18 protein-coding genes are annotated in these 21,903 nt (G+C 72.4%); 6 read left to right on the top strand and 12 right to left on the bottom strand.

What is annotated here, in order from left to right; all coding sequences use genetic code 11:
* Positions 1 to 78: 78 nt before the first annotated feature.
* The 3 genes from G5B31_RS10220 to G5B31_RS10210 are packed head-to-tail and all read left to right on the top strand — an operon-like array spanning position 79 to position 2,311.
* Positions 79 to 396: an iron transporter gene (locus tag G5B31_RS10220; RefSeq protein ID WP_165016892.1), complete on the top strand. Its 318-nt coding sequence runs from the start codon at positions 79 to 81 to the stop codon at positions 394 to 396.
* Positions 393 to 1,970, top strand: a complete 1,578-nt coding sequence (locus G5B31_RS10215) for a PepSY domain-containing protein (protein ID WP_165016889.1) — start codon at positions 393 to 395, stop codon at positions 1,968 to 1,970. Before G5B31_RS10220 ends, G5B31_RS10215 begins: the two co-directional genes overlap by 4 nt.
* Before the next feature lie 2 nt (positions 1,971 to 1,972).
* Positions 1,973 to 2,311, top strand: coding sequence for a DUF3325 domain-containing protein (locus G5B31_RS10210; RefSeq protein ID WP_165016886.1), 339 nt, complete (start codon positions 1,973 to 1,975; stop codon positions 2,309 to 2,311).
* Between the two features lie 31 nt (positions 2,312 to 2,342).
* On the opposite strand, the gene G5B31_RS10205 is transcribed toward G5B31_RS10210, so the two are convergent.
* The 7 genes from G5B31_RS10205 to G5B31_RS10175 are packed head-to-tail and all read right to left on the bottom strand — an operon-like array spanning position 2,343 to position 9,597.
* On the bottom strand, positions 2,343 to 3,335 hold the full coding sequence (locus G5B31_RS10205) for a TRAP transporter substrate-binding protein (protein ID WP_165016883.1): 993 nt from the start codon (positions 3,333 to 3,335) through the stop codon (positions 2,343 to 2,345).
* A 1-nt stretch (position 3,336) separates the two neighbouring features.
* Positions 3,337 to 4,602 (bottom strand): TRAP transporter large permease, encoded by a 1,266-nt coding sequence (locus G5B31_RS10200; RefSeq protein ID WP_165016880.1) that lies wholly within the window; start codon positions 4,600 to 4,602, stop codon positions 3,337 to 3,339.
* Positions 4,599 to 5,210 carry a TRAP transporter small permease gene (locus G5B31_RS10195; protein WP_165016877.1) on the bottom strand — a complete coding sequence of 204 codons (612 nt, stop codon included), beginning with the start codon at positions 5,208 to 5,210 and terminating at the stop codon, positions 4,599 to 4,601. Before G5B31_RS10195 ends, G5B31_RS10200 begins: the two co-directional genes overlap by 4 nt.
* Positions 5,200 to 5,979, bottom strand: a complete 780-nt coding sequence (locus tag G5B31_RS10190) for an ABC transporter ATP-binding protein (RefSeq protein WP_165016873.1) — start codon at positions 5,977 to 5,979, stop codon at positions 5,200 to 5,202. Before G5B31_RS10190 ends, G5B31_RS10195 begins: the two co-directional genes overlap by 11 nt.
* A complete protein-coding gene (locus G5B31_RS10185; protein ID WP_165016870.1) occupies positions 5,976 to 7,019 on the bottom strand; it encodes an iron ABC transporter permease in 1,044 nt (347 codons plus the stop codon). Before G5B31_RS10185 ends, G5B31_RS10190 begins: the two co-directional genes overlap by 4 nt.
* Positions 7,020 to 7,023: 4 nt before the next feature.
* Positions 7,024 to 8,124 (bottom strand): ABC transporter substrate-binding protein, encoded by a 1,101-nt coding sequence (locus G5B31_RS10180; protein WP_165016867.1) that lies wholly within the window; start codon positions 8,122 to 8,124, stop codon positions 7,024 to 7,026.
* 54 nt (positions 8,125 to 8,178) lie between these two features.
* A complete protein-coding gene (locus tag G5B31_RS10175; RefSeq protein ID WP_165016864.1) occupies positions 8,179 to 9,597 on the bottom strand; it encodes a YncE family protein in 1,419 nt (472 codons plus the stop codon).
* 140 nt (positions 9,598 to 9,737) lie between these two features.
* On the opposite strand from G5B31_RS10175, the gene G5B31_RS10170 reads away from it, so the two are divergent.
* Complete coding sequence (locus G5B31_RS10170; RefSeq protein WP_165016861.1) at positions 9,738 to 10,574, top strand: alpha/beta hydrolase; 837 nt, start codon at positions 9,738 to 9,740, stop codon at positions 10,572 to 10,574.
* A 3-nt stretch (positions 10,575 to 10,577) separates the two neighbouring features.
* On the opposite strand, the gene G5B31_RS10165 is transcribed toward G5B31_RS10170, so the two are convergent.
* From G5B31_RS10165 to G5B31_RS10155, 3 genes are read right to left on the bottom strand one after another with little or no spacing between them, the layout of a single operon-like run.
* Complete coding sequence (locus G5B31_RS10165; RefSeq protein ID WP_165016858.1) at positions 10,578 to 14,438, bottom strand: non-ribosomal peptide synthetase; 3,861 nt, start codon at positions 14,436 to 14,438, stop codon at positions 10,578 to 10,580.
* Positions 14,438 to 14,671 carry a phosphopantetheine-binding protein gene (locus tag G5B31_RS10160; protein ID WP_205911873.1) on the bottom strand — a complete coding sequence of 78 codons (234 nt, stop codon included), beginning with the start codon at positions 14,669 to 14,671 and terminating at the stop codon, positions 14,438 to 14,440. Before G5B31_RS10160 ends, G5B31_RS10165 begins: the two co-directional genes overlap by 1 nt.
* The gene (locus tag G5B31_RS10155) at positions 14,668 to 16,254 is read right to left on the bottom strand and encodes a (2,3-dihydroxybenzoyl)adenylate synthase (RefSeq protein WP_205911872.1); all 1,587 of its coding nucleotides are present in this window, start codon (positions 16,252 to 16,254) and stop codon (positions 14,668 to 14,670) included. Before G5B31_RS10155 ends, G5B31_RS10160 begins: the two co-directional genes overlap by 4 nt.
* Before the next feature lie 164 nt (positions 16,255 to 16,418).
* On the opposite strand from G5B31_RS10155, the gene G5B31_RS10150 reads away from it, so the two are divergent.
* Both G5B31_RS10150 and G5B31_RS10145 read left to right on the top strand, forming a co-directional pair.
* Positions 16,419 to 17,021 carry a cytochrome b gene (locus tag G5B31_RS10150; RefSeq protein WP_165016855.1) on the top strand — a complete coding sequence of 201 codons (603 nt, stop codon included), beginning with the start codon at positions 16,419 to 16,421 and terminating at the stop codon, positions 17,019 to 17,021.
* A 28-nt stretch (positions 17,022 to 17,049) separates the two neighbouring features.
* Positions 17,050 to 18,657, top strand: a complete 1,608-nt coding sequence (locus tag G5B31_RS10145) for a M20/M25/M40 family metallo-hydrolase (RefSeq protein ID WP_165016852.1) — start codon at positions 17,050 to 17,052, stop codon at positions 18,655 to 18,657.
* Here G5B31_RS10145 and G5B31_RS10140 read toward each other — a convergent pair.
* Positions 18,654 to 19,709 (bottom strand): ABC transporter ATP-binding protein, encoded by a 1,056-nt coding sequence (locus tag G5B31_RS10140; RefSeq protein WP_165016849.1) that lies wholly within the window; start codon positions 19,707 to 19,709, stop codon positions 18,654 to 18,656. The genes G5B31_RS10145 and G5B31_RS10140 overlap by 4 nt on opposite strands.
* Positions 19,706 to 21,901 (bottom strand): iron ABC transporter permease, encoded by a 2,196-nt coding sequence (locus G5B31_RS10135; protein ID WP_165016846.1) that lies wholly within the window; start codon positions 21,899 to 21,901, stop codon positions 19,706 to 19,708. Before G5B31_RS10135 ends, G5B31_RS10140 begins: the two co-directional genes overlap by 4 nt.
* Positions 21,902 to 21,903 lie beyond the last annotated feature (2 nt).

Here is a 21,903-nt window from a genome sequence, read left to right as displayed (position 1 = left end):
CCCAGGCCGCAGGCGTCCCCCGTCCCGGGCATCCGGGGCGGGGAGATTTCTTCCCGGACCTTCGCAGCGGATCACCCCATGTCAGCCCCCGCCCGCCCCTCCTTCGCCCTTTCCGACCAGGCCCGGTCCCGGCTCGACGTGGCCTCGCGCAGCCTGGCCGCAGTGCCGGGCGGCTATCTGCTGGCCAACCTGTTCGTCCCGGCCTTCGCCCGGATCGTGCCGATGGCGCCGCGCGACGCCGAACAGCTTGCGCTGATGCTGTCCTTCGTGGTCTTCGCGCTGGCCGTGATCCTGGCCTTCGCGACGAAGACGGCGGCAAGGGCCTGGGCCTGGGTCCTCGGTCTTTCCGCCCTCTGCGCGCTGATCCTCTGCTTCGTCCCGGGAGCCATGGCATGAAGAACGGCTTCCGCCAGTCGATGGCCTGGCTGCACACCTGGACCGGGCTGCTGCTCGGCTGGCTGCTGTTCGCGATCTTCCTGACCGGCACCATCGCCTATTTCCGCAGCGAGGTGACCTACTGGATGAAGCCGGAGCTGCACGGATCGGCGGTCTCGGCCGACCCCACCGGCCTTGCGCTGGACCGGCTGGCGGAACTGGCCCCCGATGCCGCCGCCTGGAGCATCACCCTGCCCGACGAACGCAGCCCGGTGCTGTCGCTGTCCTGGAGCAAGCCGGGCGAGACGGCGCGGCGCGGCGGGCCGGCCACGGTGATCGACGCCACCACCGGCGAGGTGCTGCACCCGCGCGAGACGGCGGGCGGCGAATTCCTCTACCGCTTCCATTTCGAGTTGCACGGCCTGCCGCGCGAGCTGGCGCGCTGGATCGTCGGCATCGCCACCATGGCGATGTTCGTGGCGATCCTGTCCGGCGTGATCACCCACAAGAAAATCTTCAAGGAGTTCTTCACCTTCCGCCCCGGCAAGGGCCAGCGGTCCTGGCTGGACATGCACAACATGACCGCGGTGCTGGCGCTGCCCTATCATGTGATGATCACCTTCTCCGGGCTGGTCCTCTTCGTCGCCACGCTGATGCCCTTCGTGATCGACCGCCCCGCTGGCCGCGGCCTGGGCCAGCCGCCGGCGGCCGTGGTTGAGGTGGCGCCGCCCCACGACCTGCCGCAGCTGACCGCGCTTGCCCCGCTGATGGCGCAGGCCGAGGCCGCCTGGGCGATGCCGGTCGGGCGCATCCAGATCGAGAAGCTGGACACGGAGCGGCCGGAGATCCTGTTGGTGCCGTTGCGGCAATCGGTGGTGACGGTGCAAAGCGGCTCCGGCTCCAACGGGGTGGAGCGGATGCGCTTCGACGGGCTGACCGGCGCGCTGATCGAGGCGACGGGGCGGCCCGAGGCCTCGGCGGTGGCGAAGGTCAACATGGCGCTCGGCGCGCTGCACCGGGCGCGCTTCGCCGATACCGGGTTGCGCTGGCTGTTCTTCATCGCCGGGCTGGCGGGCACGGTGATGGTGGGCAGCGGGCTGGTGCTCTGGGTGTCGAAGCGGGCGGCGAAGCACGCGAAATCCGGGGCGCAGCCCTTCGGCTTGCGGCTGGTGGACCGGCTGAACGTCGGCGGGATTGCGGGCCTGACGCTGGCCACGGCGGGGTATTTCTGGGCCAACCGGCTGATCCCGGCAGAGGCGCCGGACCGGGCGGGGCTGGAGATCGCGGCCTTCTTCCTGCTCTGGGCCGCCGCGGCGCTGCACCCCTTCCTGCGCGGGCCGCAGCGGGCCTGGAGCGAACAGCTGGGGCTGGGGGCCGCCCTGCTGCTGGCGCTGCCGCTGCTGAATGCCGCCACCGGGCCGTCGAATCTGCTGCTGGCGCTGTGGCAGGGCAACATGGTGCTGGCCTCGGTGGACCTGGTGGCGCTGCTCTGCGGGATCGGCTGCGGCTATGCCGCCTGGAAGGCCCGCCCCGGCCGCCAGCCCGCGCCGAAGGCACCGCGGCGGGCCGCGGTCAGCCGCGTGCCGGGGGAATGACCATGCTGCCCTGGCTTTCGCTGGCGCTCTGCTACGCCGGTTTCGTCGCGCTGGCCCTCGCCATGCCGCGCCATCACGAGGAACTGCGGGGCCGCAAGCCCGATCCGGCACACCGCCGGCCGTGGCAGGCGGCGGGGGTGGGGCTGCTGGTGCTTTCGGTGTGGCCGGCGGCCCGGTGGTGGCCGAATGCCGCCATTGCGGTCTCGGCCTGGCTGGGCATCGCCACGGTGGCGGCCTTCGCCCTGGCGATGGTGCTGACCTGGGGCAGGCCGGGCAGCCGCGGCCGGCTTGCCGCCCTGCCGGCCGGAGCGGCGCTGCTCTGCGGCCTCCTCCTGGGATAGCCCCCGCGGATCGCGCGGGGGCGATGCCCGGTCACTTCCGCAGCGCTGCGGCCTCCTTTTCCAGCTCCAGCAGCAGCGGGGTCTTCACCCGCCATTCCGCATACCAGCTTTCCACCGCATCGCCGAAGACCTCGGGTCCCACGGTGACCACCGGCGCCCCGGACTCGACCAGTTTCGCCCGGTAGTCGGCGTCGATCGCCGGATAGGCGGCGCGGATCGCCGCGGTCTCGTCCCCGACCAGCCGGGAGATCAGGGCGCGGTCCTCCTCGGACAGCGCCTGCCACTTGCGGGCCGAGAACACCGCCACCATCGGGAAGATCATGTGCCGGCTGTCCAGCACCGCCGCCGAATAGTCGTGGAAGCGGTTGTTGAAGGTGCCTTCCAGATCGATCTGCATCCCGTCGATCTGGCCGTTGGTATAGGCGTCGAACAGTTCCGGCAGCGGCAGCGGCGTGGGCGCAGCGCCGGCGCGGGTCCAGAAGTCCAGCTCCTGCGCCAGCGGCACGGTGCGGATCTTGCGGCCCGCCACGGTGCCGCCCTCGGCCAGCGGCTGCGACAGGATGACGATCCGCATCCCGGCCATGCCGTAGCCCAGGCCCTTCAGCCCCAGGGCGCCCAGCTTCTCCTGCAGGGCGGCTGCGGTCGGCCCCTCCAGCAGCTTCGCCGCGGTTTCGGCGTCGGGCACCAGATAGGGCGCGACCAGGATGCCGAAATCGGCGTCGCGGTTGGCCAGTTCCCCGACCGTCAGGAAGGCCATGTCCAGCGCCCCGGCCTGCAACTGTTGCAGCATCTGCGCCTCGGACCCCAGCTGGCCCGAGGGGAAGACGTTCAACGTCAGCCGCCCGCCGCTTTCCTCGGCCAGCTTCCCGGCCAGGTCGTTGGCACCGATGGTCCAGCGGTGCGGCGGCGGCGTGATCAGGCCGATCCGCAAAGCCTCGGCCTGGGCCGTGCCGGACAGGGCCAGCACCGCCAGACCGGCGCAGGCCGCCGCGCGGCGCAGGGCCGCGGCGAAAGTGTTCCTCATCTCATCCTCCCATGGTTGCGCGCATGCCCTCGATCAGGGTCATGCCCGCCAGAACGGCGATCACCGCGGCGAAGAACGGCATCAGCAGGCGCGACAGCCGTCCCGCGCCCACCCCCGTCATCAGCGAGGCGGTGTAGAGCCCGGCGCCGACCGGAGGGGTCAGCAGACCGAGCGCGAGGTTCAGGCACAGGATCACGCCGAAGACCAGCGGGTCGATGCCGTAGACCCCCTCGGCCACCGGCAGCAGCACCGGCGCGGTCAGGATGATCGCCGGGATCGGCTCCAGCACCGTGCCGAGGGCCAGGAGCAGCAGGTTCAGCAGGATCAGGAACATCAGCGGCGACCCGGCCATGCCTTCGATCGCCTGCGCGACCTGCATGGGCAGGTTGCCGAAGGTCATCACCCAGCCCAGAAGCTGCGCCCCCGCCACCAGATAGAGCACCGCGCCCGAGGTCAGCGCCGTCCGCGCCAGCGCGGCGGGCAGGTCGGCCAGCGTCAGTTCGCGGTAGCAGAACCGCCCGACCAGGATCGCCGCCAAGGAGGCCATCGCCGCGGCCTCGGTCGGCGTGGCGATGCCGCCGAGGATGGTGCCCACGGCGACCAGCGGCACCAGCAGCGCGGGCAGGGCGTCGATCATGGCGGCAAGCCGCGCCTGCCGGTCCTGCCGGGCGACCACCGGCAGGTTGTGCCGCCAGCCCAGCCAGCCGATCACGCCGGCGAAGGCAAGCGTAAGCGCCAGCCCGGGCAGCACCGCGGCCTTGAAGATGTCGGCCACCGGCAGCTGCGCCACCGCGGCGAAGACGATCAGGTTCATCGACGGCGGCAGCACCGGCGCCAAGAGCCCGCCCGCCGCCGTCACCGCGGTGGAGAGGTCGCGGGGATAGCCGGCGCGCTCCATCTCCGGCACCGCCAGCCGCGACATCACCGTCAGCTGCGCCACGGTGGAGCCGAGGATCGAGGCCATCATCAGGTTGGCGGTCAGGTTGACATAGGCCAGCCCCGCCCGCACCGGCAGCATCACCGCCATGGCGAGGCCGAGAAGCCGCCGCCCGATGCCGCCCGCGCCCATCAGCTCTCCCAGCAGGATGAACAGCGGCAGCGCCAGCAGGCTGTAGCTCTCGATCCCGGCAAAAAGCTGCTGCGGCAGGCCCTGCAACAGCACGGTGTCGCCGCTTTCGACGATCAGGATCAGCGCGCAGGCGATCAGGATGAAGCTGATCGGCGCCCCCACCGCCAACAGGGTGCCGAAGGACAGGCCGGCGATCATGGCGCATCCCCCCGCAGGCGGGTCAGGTCCTCGGCGATGGCGGCCAGCGCATGGATCATGGCGGTCAGCAGGGTCACCGGCATCACCAGCCAGAACCAGATCTTGCGCAGGCCCAGCGTCAGAGTCGGGTCAGTGTAGATGAAGTTGAAGCTCTCCTGCGCCAGCGCCACGCCCGATCCGGCGCGGATCAGGCCGGGCAGGTCCAGCCAGCGCCAGACCACCGCCGCCATGGCGATCAGGAACAGCAGCACCAGGAGGTCGGTCCCGAGCGCCAGCCGGGCGGCGGCGCGGGGCGACAGGGTCTCGGGCAGCAGGCCCATGACCATGTGGCCCTTGACGGCGACTGCGGCCGAGCCGCCGATGAAGGCCAGCCAGACCATCAGATGCACCGCCAGCTCGTCGGTCCAGACCAGCGGCCGGCCGAAGCCGCGCGAAGCGGCATTGGCCAGCATCAACGCGAAGATCGCCGCGACCAACGCGGCGCCGACGGCGATTTCCACCCGCGCCAGCCCGCGGCTCAGCCGGGCGAGGCGGCCCTGCCCGGCGGGAAGCCGCAGCACCATGCCGTCCTGCATGGCTGCGGTCTCCGGGGCACCCTCAGCGCGCATCGGCGGTCTCCCCGTCGATCTGGATCATCAGGTCCCCGCGCGAGCCGCGCTCGACCCGGGCGTCGACGCCATAGACCTCGGCCAGCATCGCGGGGGTCAGCACCTCGGAAGGTGCGCCGAAGCTGTGCAGCCGCCGGCCGTGCAGCACGGCGATGCGGTCGGCCCAGCGGGCGGCCAGCGTCAGGTCGTGCAGCACCGCCAGCACCACCCGCCCCTCGGCCGCGATCCGCCGCAACTCGGCCAGCAGCCGGACCTGCCGGGCAAGGTCCAGCGCGCTGGTCGGCTCGTCCAGGAGCAGCAGCCGCGGGTCGCGGACGATGGCCTGCGCCAGCCCCACCATCTGCCGCTGCCCGCCCGATAGCTGGTCCAGCGGCTCCAGCGCCAGCGCGCCGATCCCCAGCCGCTCCAGCACGGCCATGGCGGTGGTCTCCACCCCGGAGGGGGAGGCCCCGCCGCCGGCGCGCAGGGCGGCGATCACGGTTTCCAGCACGATCAGCCCGGCCCCGCCCGGCAGGCTTTGCGGCATGAAGCCGACCAGCCGCGACCGTTGCGCCGCGCCGATGGCGGCCAGATCGGTGCCCCCCAGCCGGATCAGGCCGCAATAGGGCGCCAGCTGGGCGATGGCGCGCAGCAGGGTGGACTTGCCGGCGGCGTTCGGCCCGGCGATCACCGTCACCTCGCCGGGGGAAAGGTCGGGCAGGCTCAGCCCGGACAGCACCTGCCGCGCGCCGTAGGCGACCGTGACGGAGGCGACGGAAAGCCCGCTCATCCCCGCCGCCTTCCGCGCAGGATCAGCCAGAAGAACACCGGCAGCCCGATCAGCGAGGTGACAAGGCCCACCGGCAGCAGCACCCCCGGCACCAGGAGCTTGGAGGCGACCGAGGCCAGCGACATCAGCACCGCCCCCATCAGCAGGCTGGCGGGCAGGAAGAAGCGGTGCTCCTCGCCGACGACCATCCGCGCCATGTGCGGCCCGGCCAGCCCGACGAAGCCGATCACGCCAACCATCGACACCGCCGCCGCCGCCAGCAGGCTGACCCGCACCAGCGCCCAGCGGCGCAGCCGCTCGACATCGACGCCGAAGCTGCGCGCCTGTTCCTCGCCCAGCCGCAGCGCGGTCAGCCGCCAGGAGGCACGGAAGGCGAAGGGCGCCACCGCCGCCAGCACCAGCGCCATCATCAGAAGCCCGCCCCAGCGGACGGCGGCAAGGCTGCCCATGGTCCAGAACACCAGTTGCTGCAACGCATCGGCCGAGGCGATGAATTGCAGCAGCGAGACGAAGGCCCCCGCGGTGAAGTTCAGCGCGATGCCGAACAGGATCACCACCTCGGACCCGCCGCCGCGGAGGCCCGACATCAGCTGCAACAGGCCAAGCGCCCCCAGTGCGAAGGCGAAGGCATTGACCGAGACGCTCCATTCCGGCGGCAGGAAGGGCAGCTTCAGCCCCAGGATGATCGCGGTCGCCGCCCCCAGCGCGGCGGCGGCGGAGACGCCCAGGGTGAAGGGCTCGGCTAGCGGGTTTTCCAGCACGGTCTGCATCTCGGCCCCGGCCAGCGCCAGCGCCGCGCCGACCAGCAGCGCCATCAGCGCCACCGGCAGCCGCACCTCCCAGACGATGACCGCGGTCCCGCGCGCGACCTCGCCGCCCGCCAGCGCCCGCAGCGTCTCGGCCAGCGGCAGGCCCGAGGGGCCGGTGACCAGATCGACCAGCGCCGCCAGCAGCGCCGCCACGGCCAGCGCCGCGACCAGAAGGGCGCGGCGGCGGTTGCGGCTGCGATAGCGCGTCAGGGTGGCTTCGGCGGAGGTCATCGGCTCAGCGCTCTGCCCCGATCCACCAGGTTCCGGGCACCGGGACCGGCAGGAAGCGGCGGTCGATCTCGTCCAGCGTCGCCTGCGGGTCGAGGTCGGCGAAGAGGTCGGGGTGGAAGGTCTTCGCCAGATGCTCGATCAGCGCGATATGGGCCGGGGTGTCGTTGAAGAGATGCCAGACCCCGCCGGCCTGGCCGCTTTCCACCGCCCGCAGCGAGGCGAAGCCGGGGGCGGCGACCAGCGCGTCGAAGCTGGCCTGCGCCTCCTCGGGGCCGATGCCGGTGCCGAGGACCAGCCCGCCGCGCGCGGCCATGTGGCGGCCGCCGGTGGCGATGTAGAAATCGGGGTCGGCGGCGATCAGGAATTCCAGGCTGACGTTGCCCAGCACCGCATCCACCGCCTCGGCGCCGATGTTGGTGCCGCCCGCCGTCTCGATGAAATCGGCGAAGACGCCGCCGCCCACGGTGGAGCAGCAGCCGGTGGGGGCGGCATGGACGTGGAAGAACACCCGCGGCCGCGGGATCGCCGGATCGGCCAGCCGGTCGCGGATGCGCTGCAGCCGGGCGTCGTAGAAGGCGGCGAAGTCCTCGGCCCTGTCCCCGGTCCCGGTCAGCGCGCCGAGGAGGCGCAGGCTGGGGATCGAGTTCTCCAGCGGATGGGAGAAGAAATCGACATAGGCCACCGGAATCCCCGCCGCCTCGATCTGTTCCCGCGCGCGCTCCATCCCGGCGTCGCCGCGGTCCATCAGCGACAGCACCACCAGGTCGGGTTGCAAGGCGATCACGGTCTCGGCCGAGATGTCGCGGTTGCCGGCGCCCACCGGGGCGATGGCGTCGATGGCGGGGAAGCGGGCGCGCCAGGCTTCCAGCGTCGGCGGGTCCAGCGCCTTGTCCTGCCGCCAGCCCGCCACCAGCGCCACCGGATCGTCGGTCAGGAGGCCGAGCACCGCCATGTGCCGCGCCTCGCCCAGGATGATGCGCTGCGCCGGGGCCTCCAGCACCACCTCGCGGCCGGTGATGTCGGTCACCCGGATCTCGGCCTGCGCGGGCAGCGCCGGCAGGGCCAGCGCCAGCGCGAGGAGAAGGGAACGGAGGGGAAAGGACATGGCAGGGGCCTGCAAAGGGGGCAGGGGGCGGCAACCGCCCCCTGCGGCAGCGGATCAGTTGCCGGCGGCGGCGGGCGCGATCTTCCAGATGCGGTCGCCATCGGGATCGTCCTCGCCCCGCGACTTGTTCACCGCCCAGACATTGCCCTTGCCGTCGGCGCGCAGCTGGTTGGGCAGGCTGCCGGAGTCGAGGTTGGCGACGATCTTGCCCGAGGTGTCCACCACGGTGATGGTGCCCGAGCCGCGGTTGGCGACGAAGGCGGTGCGGCTGACCGGCTCGAAGGCCACGTTCAGCGCGCCGGCGCCGGTTTCCACGTCATGCAGCACGGTGCCGTCCTCGGCCTTGACGATCAGCAGGTTGTCGGTCGCCTGCGAGGTGACGAAGATCAGCCCCTCCACCGGGTCGTAGGCCACGCCCGAGGCCGCCCTGGCGCCCGGCAGCGGCACCACCTTGACCTCGCCGGTGGCAAGGTCGACCAGCGCCGCCTCGTCGGTGGCGATGCTGACGGTCACCAGCTTGCCGCCCTTGGGGTCGAGGTCCAGCGACATCGCCGAGAACTCGCCGCCGCGCTTGCCCGACTTGATCACGATCGGCTCAAGCTGCTCCAGCGTCTTGGTGTCGAAGACCTCGATGTTGCCGGTGCCGGTGGCGCTGGCATAGGCGCGGCCGTTGGCCTCGTCCACCACCACGTCGCGGGAATGCTGCACCGCGCCCGGCTCGAACTGCTTGACCAGCGCAAGGTCGGCCTGGGCATAGACCGCGATGGTGTTCTGCCGGGTGTTGGTCACCCAGACGTTGCCGTTCGTATCGTCCACCGCCACGCCATAGGCGGCGAAGACGCCGCCGTCCGAGCCGTCGTCGCGCGCCGGGGCGGCGGGCGGGTTGACCTGCGCCACCACCGCCAGCGTCGCCGGGTCGATCCTGGTCACCGTCGATTCCTTGACCGGCGGGCGGCCCACGGCAGAGGTGACGAAGACGGCGTCATTGGCCGGGCTGTAGATCACCTGGTAGAGGCCGCGCGTCACCTTCTCGCTGGTGATCGCATAGGTCTCGGCCCCCGACAGCGGCACCACCGGCGAGATCTTCAGCTCGGCCACCGTCGCCGCCGCCGGCTTCTCGCCGATCACCACGATGGGTTGCAGGCCGGTCAGCGCCTCGGCGTCGATCTCGACCTCGAAGCTGAACTTGCCCTCGGCGTCCACCACCAGCGGTCCCTCGGGATTCAGCACCGTGGTGCCGCGCATCAGGGTGATTTCCTGCCCGGGCACCAGACCCTCGCCCGAGACGACGGCCTTGCTGCCGGCCACGGCCGGGGTGCCCTGCGCGGCGGCGCTGGCGTCGACGGAGCCGACGAAACCGTCCGAGGTCGCGGTGAACAGCGTGTCCGCCGCCGCCGGAAGGGCAGCCAGCGCCCATGCGATTGCGGTCGCGCCGAGGATCGGGGAAAGACGGGAAGCTGCGTGATGGATCATGGTGATCTCCCAGAATGCGGTTTGTCTCGGGGCTTGGCCGGGCAATCCGGTCTGGCTTCAACCAGCCGAGGTCCTATAATGTTGACAGGATTTGTCAACCAATCAGCCTGCCGAATTTCGGCGGCGGGGAGCGGGACGGAATGACCGGAACCGGACGGGCGGGGTCCGACCATGCGCGCAGGGCGGCGACGCTGGCGATCTTCGACCATGCGCCGGCCAGCCATGAGCTGTCACAGAAAGTTGTGCCCGTCGGCCCCGGCCACCGGCTGTTCCTGGCCGTGCCGCGGGGAAAGCCGCCGGCCGGGGGATGGCCGATTCTCTATCTGCTCGACGGCAACGCCGCCTTCGACTTCCTGACGCCCGGGCATCTGGCGATGGTGCCGGGGCTGGTGCTGGCGGGCGTCGGCTACGACACCGACCGCCAGTTCGCGCGCGAGCGGCGGACGCTGGACTTCACCCCGCCCGATGGGCCCGGCGACGGCATCCGGCCCGATCCGGTGCATCCCGGCCGGATGGCGGGCGGGGCGGCGCAGTTCCTCGACCGGCTGACCGGGCCGCTGCGGGAAGCGGCGGAAGAAGGGATCGCGGTCGATCCGGCGCGGCGGACGCTCTGGGGCCATTCCTTCGGCGGGCTCTTCACGCTTTACACCGCGCTGGCGCGGCCCGGGGCCTTTGCCCGCCATGCCGCGATCAGCCCGTCGATCTGGTGGGACGAGCCGCTGATCCGCCGCGTCGCCGCCGCCGCGGCCCCGGTGCAGGACCCGCCGCCGCTGCTGGTGGCGCTTGGCGACCGCGAGAAACGCTCGGGGACCGGGGGGCCGCCGCCGGACGGGCCGGCGCCGGCGACGATGGACTTCGTCGCCGATCTGGCCCGCCATCCGGGGCTGCGGCCGCAGGTCCATGTCCTGCCCGGGCTGGTCCATATCGAGACGCTGGCCGGGTCTTTCCCGCTGGCGCTGCCCTTCGCCGCGGCCTGAGGCTCAGCCCATCCGCTGCGCCAGTATCGGCGCGATCAGCGCCACCGCGGCGGGCGAGGTCATCTGCGGGTGCAGGAAGGGCACCGAAAGCTCTTCCACCTTTTCGGCATGGGGCGCCCACATCGCCGCCGAAAGCGGCCGGCCGCCGTGGTCCAGCCCGGCGCGGACATGGGTCAGAGGGCCGGGATAGCGGCGGTGGACATGGCCGCGCACCAGCCGGTTGGTGTCGGTCACCACCCGCACCACTCCGTCCAGCAGCGCCTCGGGCAGCGCACCCATGGCGGTGTCGCCCGCGCGCAGGAAGGCCACCACCTTGGCCCGGGTGTCGAGGTCGCGGTGCGCCTCGGGGTCGTGGCCGGCGATGGCCAAGAGCGCCCGCAGCGCCGCCACCGGGTCGGGCTCGGGCTCGGCCCGCCAGGCCTCGGCGGGGTAGCTGTCCAGCAATGCGACCATGCCGGGCGGGCGCCCCGCCGCCGCCAGCTGCACCGCGACGGCCTGCGCGAGGATGCCGCCCACCGACCAGCCGGCCAGATGCACCCGTTCGGGCGCGATCCCGGCCACGCGGGCGGCATAGTCTTGCGCCAGCGCCTCCAGGCTGGCCGGCATCGGCGCGTCGGCGGCAAGGCCCGGATGTTGCAGGCCCCAGACCCGCCGCGCGCCGCCGAGCGCCCGCGCCAGCCCGCGGTAGCCCCAGGCCAGCCCGCCCGCCGGGTGGATCAGCACCAGCGGCGGCGCATCCGGGTCGCCCTCGGCCAGCAGGAGCAGCGGCCCGGCGCCGTTCGAGGGCGCGGCGCCGGCGGCCAGCCGTGCCGCCAGATGCTCCAGCACCGGCGTTTCGAAGATCGCGCCAAGGCCGGGGTCCTGCCCGGTCTCCTGCGCGATGCGCAGCCCCAGCCGCACCGCCGACAGGGAATCGCCGCCCAGGCCGAAGAAATCCGCCTCGGCCGGCGGCGGCGCATCCAGATGCAGCACCTCGGCATAGAGCCGGGCCAGCAGCTTCTCCCCGGCGCCGTCCGCCGGCCGTCCGCTGGCGCGGAACTCCGGCGCGGGCAGGGCCTTGCGGTCCAGCTTGCCGTTGGCCGTCACCGGCAGCGCCGGCAGCGCCACCTCGGCCGCCGGCACCATATAGGCCGGCAGCACCTTCGCCAGCCGGGCCGCCAGCGCACCGGGAACATGATCCCCCGCCGGCACCAGATAGGCCACCAGCCGCTTCTCGCCGGCATGGTCCTCGCGCGCCAGCACCACGCATTCGCGGGCGAGGCCGGTCGCCATGATCGCCGCCTCGATCTCGCCCAGTTCGATCCGCAAGCCCCGGATCTTCACCTGATGGTCCAGGCGGCCGAGGTAGACCACCGCCCCGTCCGGCCGCAGCCGCGCCAGGTCGCCGGTGTCGTAGAGCCTTTCGCCCGGCCGTGACGGATCGGCGACGAAGCGCGCCGCGGTCAGGTCGTCGCGGCCAAGGTAGCCGCGCGCCAGCTGCACGCCGCCGAGGAACAGCCGCCCCGGCAGGCCCGGGGGCACCGGCCGCATCCGGTCGTCCAGCACCTCCAGCCGGGTGTTCCACACCGGCCAGCCGATCGGCAGCGGGCTGGAGCGGTCGTCCGGCCCTGCCTCCCAGAAGCTGACATCCACCGCCGCCTCGGTCGGGCCGTAGAGGTTGTGCAGCCCGCCGCGGAGGCGGGCATGGAAGCGGTTGCGCTGGTCGGGCGTCAGCTCCTCGCCCGAGCAGAAGACATGGGGGATCGGCAGCCCTTTGGACTCGGGCGCGGCGAGGAAGGCCGACAGCATCGAGGGCACGAAATGCAGCACGGTGATGCCGTGGCGGCGGATCAGCCCGGCCAGCGCCGCCGGGTCGCGGTGCGCGCCGGGCGGCGCCATCACCAGCTCGGCGCCGGAGAGGAAGGGCAGGAAGAACTCCCAGACCGAGACGTCGAAGGTGGCGGGGGTCTTCTGCAGGATGCGGTCGCCGGGGCCGATGCGGTAATGGTCGCGCATCCACCACAGCCGGTTGACGATGGCGCGCTGCTCGATCACCACGCCCTTCGGCTCTCCGGTGGAGCCGGAGGTGTAGATGACATAGGCCATGTCGTCCGGGGCGGGTCCTGCGGGGGCCTCGCCGGCTGTGGGCCAGTCCTCGGGCAGGAAGGCGGGGGCATCGGCCGGGAAGCGGCCCCGCAGCTCGGCGGAGGTCAGCAGGACCACCGGCTGCGCCATGGCCAGGATGCGGGCCAGCCGCTCGGGCGGGTGGTCGGGGTCCAGCGGCAGATAGGCCGCGCCGACGCGCATCGCGGCCAGCAGGGCGACGGGCAGCTCCAGCCCGCGCTCCAGCGCAACGGCGACGATCCTGCCCGGCCCCGCCCCGCGTGCCGCCAGCGCCCCGGCCAGTGCGGCAGAGCGGCGGTCCACTTCGGCCCGGGTCAGCGTGGTTCCGCCATAGGTCAGCGCCGGGGCGTCGGGGTGGTCCGCCAGCTTTCCGGCGATCATCTCGACCAGCGTGGTCTCGGGCAGCGGATGCACTGTTGCCCGTGCCTGCGCCGCCTGCGCGGCGAGGTCGGCGGGCGAGGCGGTCGGCACCTCGGCCAGCCGTCCGGCCGCCAGCGCGGCGTCGAGGAAGGCGACCAGCCGGGCGGAATGCGCCGCCACGTCCTCGGCCGTATAGAGCGCAGGATTGGCGTCGGTCTCGAACAGCAGGCCCGCCTGCGGATCGCCGCGGAAGGTGAAGGTCAGGTCGTCCACCGCCCCGGCGCCCAGGATGTTGAGCCGCACCTCCAGCCCCGGGAAGACCGGCGGCCGGTCGAAGGGCTGCACGTTCACCAGCGGCCCGTAGAGCCGCCGGGTCCCCCCGACCAGCCCGAGGTCGCGGCGCAGCTGTTCCGAACGGTAAAGCCCGTGCCGCCGCGCCTCGCGCATCTTCGCCGCGGCCGCGCGCAGCCAGTCGGCCAGCGGGGCCTCCTCGTCGGGGTGCAGGTGCAGCGGCAAGACGTTCATCGCCATGCAGGGCAGCCGGGCGATCCGGCGGCCCATCCGGGCCATGAAGGGCATCCCGATCACCGTCTCGCCGCCCGACCAGCGCGCCAGCCAAGCCCCGGCCAGCCCGGTCAGCACCTCGGGCCAGGCGAGGCCATGCGCTTCGGAAAACGCCGCCAGCCGGGCGGCCAGCGCCTCGGGCAGCCAGAGGCTTTCGCGGTGGAAGGCGGCGGCGCTGATGGCGCGCTCACCGGCCAGCGTGCCGGGGCTTGCCACCTCGGGCAGGCCGGCCAGTTCGGCCTTCCACCAGGCGCCGTCCTCCGCCCGCCGGGGCGAGGCGCGCCAGGCGGCGTCCTCCTCGTCGGCGCGGGACAGCGGCGGGAAGGGCAGCGGTGCCGCGGATTGGCCGGTCAGGTGGCCGTAATGCGCGCCGATGCGGTCGGTCAGCAGCACCATGCCGTAGCCGTCGATGGCGAGGTGGTGGATGCGCTCGTAGACCAGCACCCGCCCGCCGGGCAGCAGGATCAGCGCGAAGCCCGCCACCGGCCCGGCGGCCAGATCGGCCGGGTGGGCGCTGTCCGCCTGCATCCAGCGCAGCGCCTCGGCTTCGGTCTGCGGGTGGCCGCGCAGGTCCAGTTCCGCCACCGGCGGCAATTCGCCCGACAGCCATTGCCGAGGCCCCTCCGCCGTGGCGGCGAAGCGCAGCCGCAGCGCCTCGGTCTCGGCCAGCGTCCGCGCCAGCGCCTCGCGCAGCGCGGGCAGGTCCACCGGGCCGGTGAGGTCCAGATATTGCCCGGTGTTCAGGATCGGGTTCGACGGGTCGAGCGCCTGGAAATACCACAGCCCCTCCTGCGCCTCGGTCAGCGGGCGCAGGGCGACGGCGGCATCGGCGCCCATCAGGCCCGGACCTGCGGCGCGACGATCTCGCGCCACCAGTCGCCCAGGGTGGAATATTCGGCCAGGACCCCGAAATCCACCGCCAGCCCGGCCTGTTCCCAGCCCATCGCCAACTGCATCAGCCGCATCGAATCCAGCCCCAGGTCGGCAAGATTGGCGTCGTCGGCCACCTCTTCCGGCTCCAGGTCGATCAGCCGGGCCACGTCGGCGCGCATCCGGTCGAGCGTCATCATGCGGGTTTTCCTTCGTTCAGATAGCGCGCGCGCAGGTCGGCGCGCAGCTGGTTGCGGCTGACCTTGCCGACGGCGGTGGTGGCGAATCCGGTCACGAAGACCACCTCGTCGGGCACCTTGAACTCGGCCAGCCCGCGGCTGCGGACGAAGGCGCAGCTGCGTTCGCCCAGGAACGGGTCGGGGATCGAGACCACGGCGGCGTCGAAAACCGCGGGATGCGCCAGCAGGTGGTCCTCGATCTCCTCGGCCGAGATCTTCTCGCCCGCCCGGTTGATGTGGTCGCCCGCCCGGCCCTGCACCGAGAGGTGGCCGCCGGGCAGAAGCCGCACGATGTCGCCGGTGCGGTAGAAGCCGTCCTCGGTGAAGCTGCGGGCATTGGCGGCGGGGTCGTCGTGATAGGCGCGGATGGTGTAGGGACCGCGGGTCAGCAGGTGGCCGGGCTCGCCCTCCGCCACCGGATTGCCGGCGTCGTCGAGGATCAGGATTTCGTCGTCCGGGCTGATCGGCCGGCCCTGGGTGGAGACGATGATCCCCTCCGGTTCGTCCAGGCGGGTGTAGTTCACCAGTCCCTCGGCCATGCCGAAGACCTGCTGCAGGGTGCAGCCCAGGGTCGGGCGCACCCGCGCCGCGGCCTCCGGGATGAACTTGGCGCCGCCGACCTGAAGGACCTTCAGGCTGGACAGGTCGTGCCGGGTCTTCGGCGCGGCCTGCATCCACAAGAGCGCCAGCGGCGGCACCACCCCGGTGATGGTGACGCCTTCCCGTGCGATCAGGGCGAAGGCGGTCTCGGGCGAGGGATTGGGGCACAGCACCACCCGCCCGCCGGCATGGAGGGTGCCGAAGACGCCCGGGGAACTCATGGTGAAGTTGTGCGCCACCGGCAGCGCCGCCAGGAACACCGACTCCGGCCCCAGCCCGCAGATTTCGGCGCTGGCGCGGCAGCTGTAGATGTAGTCGTCATGGGTGCGCGGGATCAGCTTCGGCAGGCCGGTGGAGCCGCCGGAGATCTGCAGGAAGGCCACCGACTGCGGATCGGGATCGGGCGGCAGGGCGGGGCCGGGGCGGAGGTCGCCGAAAGCCAGCATCCCCGGTCCGGGCTCGCCCACCACCACCAGATGCCGCAGCTCGGGTGCTTCGGCCTGCACCGCCAACGCCAGCGGGCGGTAGTCGAAGCCCTCGTGCCGGTCGGCCTGCACCAGCGCCTTCGCGCGCGCCTTGCGGGCAAGGTGGATCAGCTCGGACTGCCGGTGCGCGGGCAGGGCGAAGACCGGCAGCAGGCCGGCCAGGAACAGGCCGAAGACGGCGGGGAAGAAGGCGGCGATGTTGGGGAGTTGCAGGATCACCCGGTCGCCCGGTTGCAGGCCGAGCGACAGGAGGCCGCCCGCCGCCGCCTCCGCCCGGTCCAGCAGCTCGGCATAGGTCCAGCGGGTGTCGCCATCGACCACCGCCAGCCGGCTGCCATGGGCGGCAGCGCGGTCGCGCAGCATCCGGCCGAAGGTCTCGCCCTGCCAGTAGCCCTTTTCGCGGTAACGCGCGGCCAGCTCTTCGGGCCAGAGCTGGCGAGGCATGTCGTTGTTCTGCATGACGGAAATTCTCTGGTCGGCCCGGCGGGCGAAAGCGCCGGCCCTGCCCCTAGTATAGTATGGTAATTTAGTCAACTTTTCGCGCGCCGCACCTGCGGGTGGTTGGAACGCCGCTGCACCCCGGCTATCCCGCCCGGAACCGATTGCAGAAAACGGACCGGACGATGACTCGCACCCCCACCCCGCGCCTGCCGCTGTGCGACACGCCGCTGGCCTATGGCCTTGTCACCAGGGCGCTGCACTGGTCGATCGCGGCGCTGATCCTGTGGCAGTTCCTGGGCATGGGGCTGAAGCTGGCGCTCGGCCGCCAGCCCGTCGTCGGCTTCTTCGTCGGCAGCCACCAGCCGGTGGGGACGGTGCTGTTCGGGCTGATCGTGCTGCGGCTTCTCTGGGCGCTGGCCAACCGCAGGAACCGGCCTTCGCATGGCCGCGGCCCCCTCGGCCTTGCCGCGCGGGCCGGGCATCTGCTGCTCTACCTCGTCATGGCGGCGGTGCCGACGCTGGCGCTGCTGCGGGCCTGGGGCGGCGAGCGGCCCTTTGCCCCCTTCGGCATCCCGGTCTTCCCGGGCCGCGAGGCGCCCATGGCCTGGACGCAATCGCTGGCCGAAGCGCTGCATGGCGAGCTGGCCTGGCTGCTGGCCGTGATGATCCTCGGCCATGTCGTCATGGTCGGGGTGCACGAGGGGATGTGGCGCGACGGCACGCTGGCGCGGATGGCCGGGCGGCGGCGGGCCGCGGCTCTGGACCGGGGCGCCGCGAGCGAGTAACCCGGGCGGCAGGTGGGAGGCGCTTGCGATGGAAACCCTTTGCCGCGATCTGGCGCTGGCCCTGGTGGCCCGGCCCAGCGTGACCGGAACCCCGGACGAGGAAAGCTTCGGGCCCTGGCTGGCCGACCTGCTGCGGGCGCAGACCTGCTTCGGCCCCGCGCCCGAGGTCTGGACCTTTCCGGTGGCCCAGGGCGACCGGCGGCAGGTGGCGGCGCTGCTGCTGCGCGGCAAGGGCGCGCGGACGGTGGTGCTGACCGGCCATTACGACACGGTGACGGTCGCGGATTACGGCGATCTCGCGCCGCTGGCCTGCCAGCCCGAGGCCTTGCGCGAGGCGCTGCTGGCCCGGCTGCGCGGGGCGCAGGACCCGGCGTCGCAGCGGGCGCGGGCGGATATGGAGTCGGGCGAATTCCTGCCCGGGCGCGGGCTTCTGGACATGAAGGGCGGGCTGGCGGCGGGGCTGGCCGCGATGGCCAAGATCGCGGAAGCGCCGTTCGACGGCAACCTCCTGTTCCTGGCCGTTCCGGATGAGGAGAACGCCTCGGCCGGGGCGCGGGCGGCGGCGGCGCGACTGGGGGACCTGGCCGCGGCGCATGGGCTGGAGATCGCGGCGGCGATCAACCTGGACGCCATCGCCGACGACGGCGACGGCAGCGCCGGGCGGGTGCTGGCGACCGGGACGGTGGGCAAGGTGCTGCCCACGGCCTTCGTGGTCGGCCGGCCGGTCCACAGCGGCTTTGCCCTGCGCGGGCTGAACGCGGCGGCGCTGGCCGGGGCCATCGCCGCGCGGCTGGAATGGGCGCCCGAGCTGACCGACGACACCGGCGGCGCGGCGGGCACGGCGGCCAGCCTGCTGTCGATGAAGGACGGCAAGGGCGGCTATGACGTGACCACGCCGGGCACCGCCTTCCTGTTCTGGAACGTGCTGCTGCACCGGCGCGACCCTGCCGAGGTGCTGCCGGCGGTGGAGGCCCTGGTGCGCGAGGCGCTGCGCGACTGCCTTGCCGCGCTGGCCGGGCGGGCGGCGCAGTCGGGCCTTGCCGCCGACGCGGCGGGGCTGGAGGCGGAGGTGCCGGTGCTGACCTGGGGCGCGCTGCTGGCCGAGGTCTCGGCCCGCGACCCGGGCGTGGCGGCGCATCTGGAGCAGGTGGCGGCGGCAAGCGCCGGGGCCGATCTGCCGGAACGCTGCCGCCGGATGACCGCCGCGCTGTGGCAGCGTTCGGGCCGGATGGGGCCGGCGGTGGTGCTGGGCTTGGGGTCGATCCCCTATCTGGCGACCGAAGTCGGCGATCCGGCGCTGTTGCGCCTCCTGCGCGACTTCCTGGCCGAGGCGCCGGCGCGGCATGGCGCCGCCCTGACGGAGACGCCCTATTTCGCCGGCATCTCGGACATGAGCTTCTTCGGACAGGCCGACGACCGGGTGCTGGACGCGCTGGCGGCGGAAACCCCGGCCTGGGCGCAGGCGGTGCGGCTGGCGCCGGGGGCGCTGGCGCAGGTGCCGACGGTGAACCTCGGCCCCTGGGGCCGCGACTACCACAACCCGCTGGAACGCGCCCATGCCGGCTATCTGTTCCGCCAGCTGCCCGCGCTGCTGGAGGACTTGACCCGGCGGCTGCTGGCGGCCGGGCCGGCCTAGCGCCGGATCAGCGCCGCGCCCTTGCCGCGGAAGGTCAGGCTGGCCTCCTGCCCCACCGGCACCATGCTGTCGATGCCGTCGTCGGTGACGAAGAGCCGGCCGACCACGGTCTCGAATTCGTATTCGATGTGGTCGCCCAGATAGGCCGCGCTCAGCACCCGGGCGGCAAGGCCGGGACCCTGGCCGACGCTCAGCGCATTGGGACGCAGGGCCATGCGGGCGGGGCCGCGGGGCAGACCGCGGGCGGGCAGGGCGATCTGCAAGCCGCTCAGCGAGACGGTGGCGAGGCCGTCCTTCACCGCGGTGACGGTGCAATCCACCACATTCGCCTCGCCGATGAAGTCGGCGATGAATTCCGAGGCCGGGCTTTCGTAAAGGTCGCGCGGCGGACCGTCCTGGGCGATGCGGCCCTCCTTCATCACCACGATCCGGTCCGAGACCGCCAGCGCCTCGTCCTGGTCGTGGGTGACGTAGACGGCGGTAAAGCCGAGCCGCTGTTGCAATTCGCGGATTTCCGTGCGGACCCGGCGGCGCAGGCGGGCGTCGAGGTTCGACAGCGGCTCGTCCAGCAGCAGCACCTGCGGCTCCAGCACCAGCGCGCGGGCGACGGCGACGCGCTGCTGCTGGCCGCCGGACAGCTCCGAGGGCAGCCGGTCGCCCAGGCCGGACAGGCCCACCAGCTCCAGCCCGCGGCCCGCCGCCGCCTTGGCCTCGGCCGGCTTCATGCCCCCCGATTCCAGCCCGTAGGCGATGTTGCGGATCACCGACATATGCGGGAACAGCGCATAGCTCTGGAACACCATGGTCACGTCGCGGCGGTTGGGCGGCAGGCGGGTCACGTCCTCGCCGCCGATCAGGATGCTGCCGACGGTGGGGGTTTCCAGCCCCGCCAGCATCCGCAGCGTGGTGGTCTTGCCGCAGCCCGAGGGGCCGAGCAGCGTGACCAGCTGCCCCGGCTCTATCGACAGGTCCAGCTGCGGCACGGCGGTGAAGTTGCCATAATCCTTGCGCACGGCCCGGAATTCGACCGCGCCCCTGCGGGCCTGCATCATGCTGCTGCCTCCGATGGGCTGGGTGGGGCGGGCCTGCGGCGCAGGCGGCGCTCGCCCACCAGGACCTGGAACAAGCCGATCACGGCGATCATCACCACGATCAGCACCGAGGAATAGGCGATGGCCACGCCGTATTGCCCGTTCTCGACCAGCCCGACGATATAGGCCGTCGCCATGTTGTATTTGGCCGAGACCAGGAAGACCACGGCCGAGATCGAGGTGATCGCCCGCACGAAGCTGTAGACCAGCGCCGCGGTGATCGCCGGGCGCAAGAGCGGCAGGATCACCCGGCGCAGGGTGCGGCCGGAATCGGCGCCCAGCGTCAGCGAGGCCTCGTCCAGGCTGCCGTCCAGCTGCGACATCGCCGCCACCCCGCCGCGCACGCCGACTGGCATGTTGCGGAAGACGAAGCAGGCGATCAGGATCAGCGCGGTGCCGGTCATCTGGATCGGCGGCAGGTTGAAGGCCATGATGTAGCTGATGCCGATCACCGTGCCGGGGATGGCGAAGCTCATCATCAGCAGGAACTCGAACAGGCCCTTGCCGGGGAAGCGCTGCCGCGCGATCAGCCAGCCGGTCAGAAGGCCAACGGCGGCGGTCAGGGGGGCGGCGATCAGCGCGATCAGCATCGTGGTCCAGAAGCTGTTCCAGGCCACCCCGCTCCACCGCCAGCCATCGGAAAGGTCGATGCCGAAGGCGCGGATGTAGTGGTCCAGCGTCAGCGAATGGTCGAGACCCCAGAGCTTCACGAAGCCGCCGAAGACGATCATCAGGTAGACGACGACGGTGAAGCTGCCCCAAGCGACGACCACGCCCACCACCGGCCAGGACAGCCGCCGCGGCAGCAGCGCATGGGTGCCGCCGTCGCCCTTGCCGCCGACGGTGGCATAGCTGCGCCCCGACAGCCACAGCCGCTGTGCCAGGAAGGCCGACAGGGTGAAGCCGAGGAGGACCGTCGCCAGCACCGCCGCGCGCGAGGGGTCGTTCTGCGCGCCGACGACCGAGAAGAAGATCTCGGTCGACAGCACCCCGCCCGAGCCGCCCAGCACCAGCGGGTTGCCGAAATCCGCCATGCTTTCGATGAAGCCGATCAGGAAGGCATTGGCCAGCCCGGGCGCCATCAGCGGCAGCGAGACATGGCGGAAGGTGCGCCAGCGGTCGGCCCGCAGGGTCTGCGAGGCTTCCTCCATCGAGGGGCTGACGCCTTCGACCACGCCGATCAGGACCAGGAAGGCGATGGGAGTGAAGCTGAGAACCTGCGCCAGCCAGATGCCGGTCAGGCCGTAGAGCCAGCGGCCGAGTTCATAGCCGGTGGCGGCCTCGATCCATTGGGTAAGGGTGCCGCTGCGGCCCAGAAGCATGGTCAGCGCCAGCCCCACCACGAAGGGCGGGGTGATGATCGGCAGCACGGTCAGGAGCCGCAGCCCCTTCTTGAACGGAAACCCGGTGCGGGTGGCGACCAGCGCGAAGGCCAGGCCCAGCAGGGTGGAGGCGGTGGCGGTGCAGATCGCCAGGAAGAAGGTGCGCCAGGCGACGCCGCAATTGCCGCCGCCCAGGCAGGCCAGGCTCCAGATCTTCGGATCGACGATGTTGCGCAGCACCCCTTCGGCGGTGAAGGAGCCGTCGAAGTCCTGAAAGGCGCCGATGAAGATCGACAGGATCGGATAGAAGACGAAGACCCCGACCAGCAGGATCAGCACCGCGATCGATGTCAGCACGAAGGCATCGCCCTTCAGCGCCCCGCGCTCGGCCTTGCCGAAGGAGATCAGGCAGGTGAAGAACAGCCCGGCGACGATGGCCCCGGCGCCGAAGGCGGGCTGGCCGGCGACCTCGCCGAGGGTCCGTTCCAGCAGCGACCAGTTCCAGCCCCGCGTGCCGATGGACAGGCCCTGCGCCGCCATCCAGGCCAGCCCGGCGGCGCCCAGCCAGACCAGGGTCCGTCCCCGCCGGGGGCCGGAGGGGGTGCGCAGCCGCAGCCAGACCGCCGCCGCGATCAGCGCCAGCACCGGCCAGAACTGCCAGCGCCCGGCCGCCGCCTGCGCGAGGCCGGGCCAGAGGTCGGGCTTGCCGAAGACCTCGGCCAGCCAGTCCAGCCCGAAGAAGCCCGAGCGGACGCGATACCAGGGCAGCAACAGCAGGGCGAGCGCGACGGCGGCAAGAACCCGGTCCAGCCGCCGGTTGTCGGCGTTCATCG

This window comes from Rhodobacter sp. SGA-6-6, assembly GCF_011043545.1.
In the GTDB taxonomy this organism is placed as follows: Bacteria; Pseudomonadota; Alphaproteobacteria; order Rhodobacterales; family Rhodobacteraceae; genus Pseudogemmobacter.
Note: the sequence above shows the minus strand (reverse complement) of the source record. Positions and strands in the feature narration are given on the sequence as shown.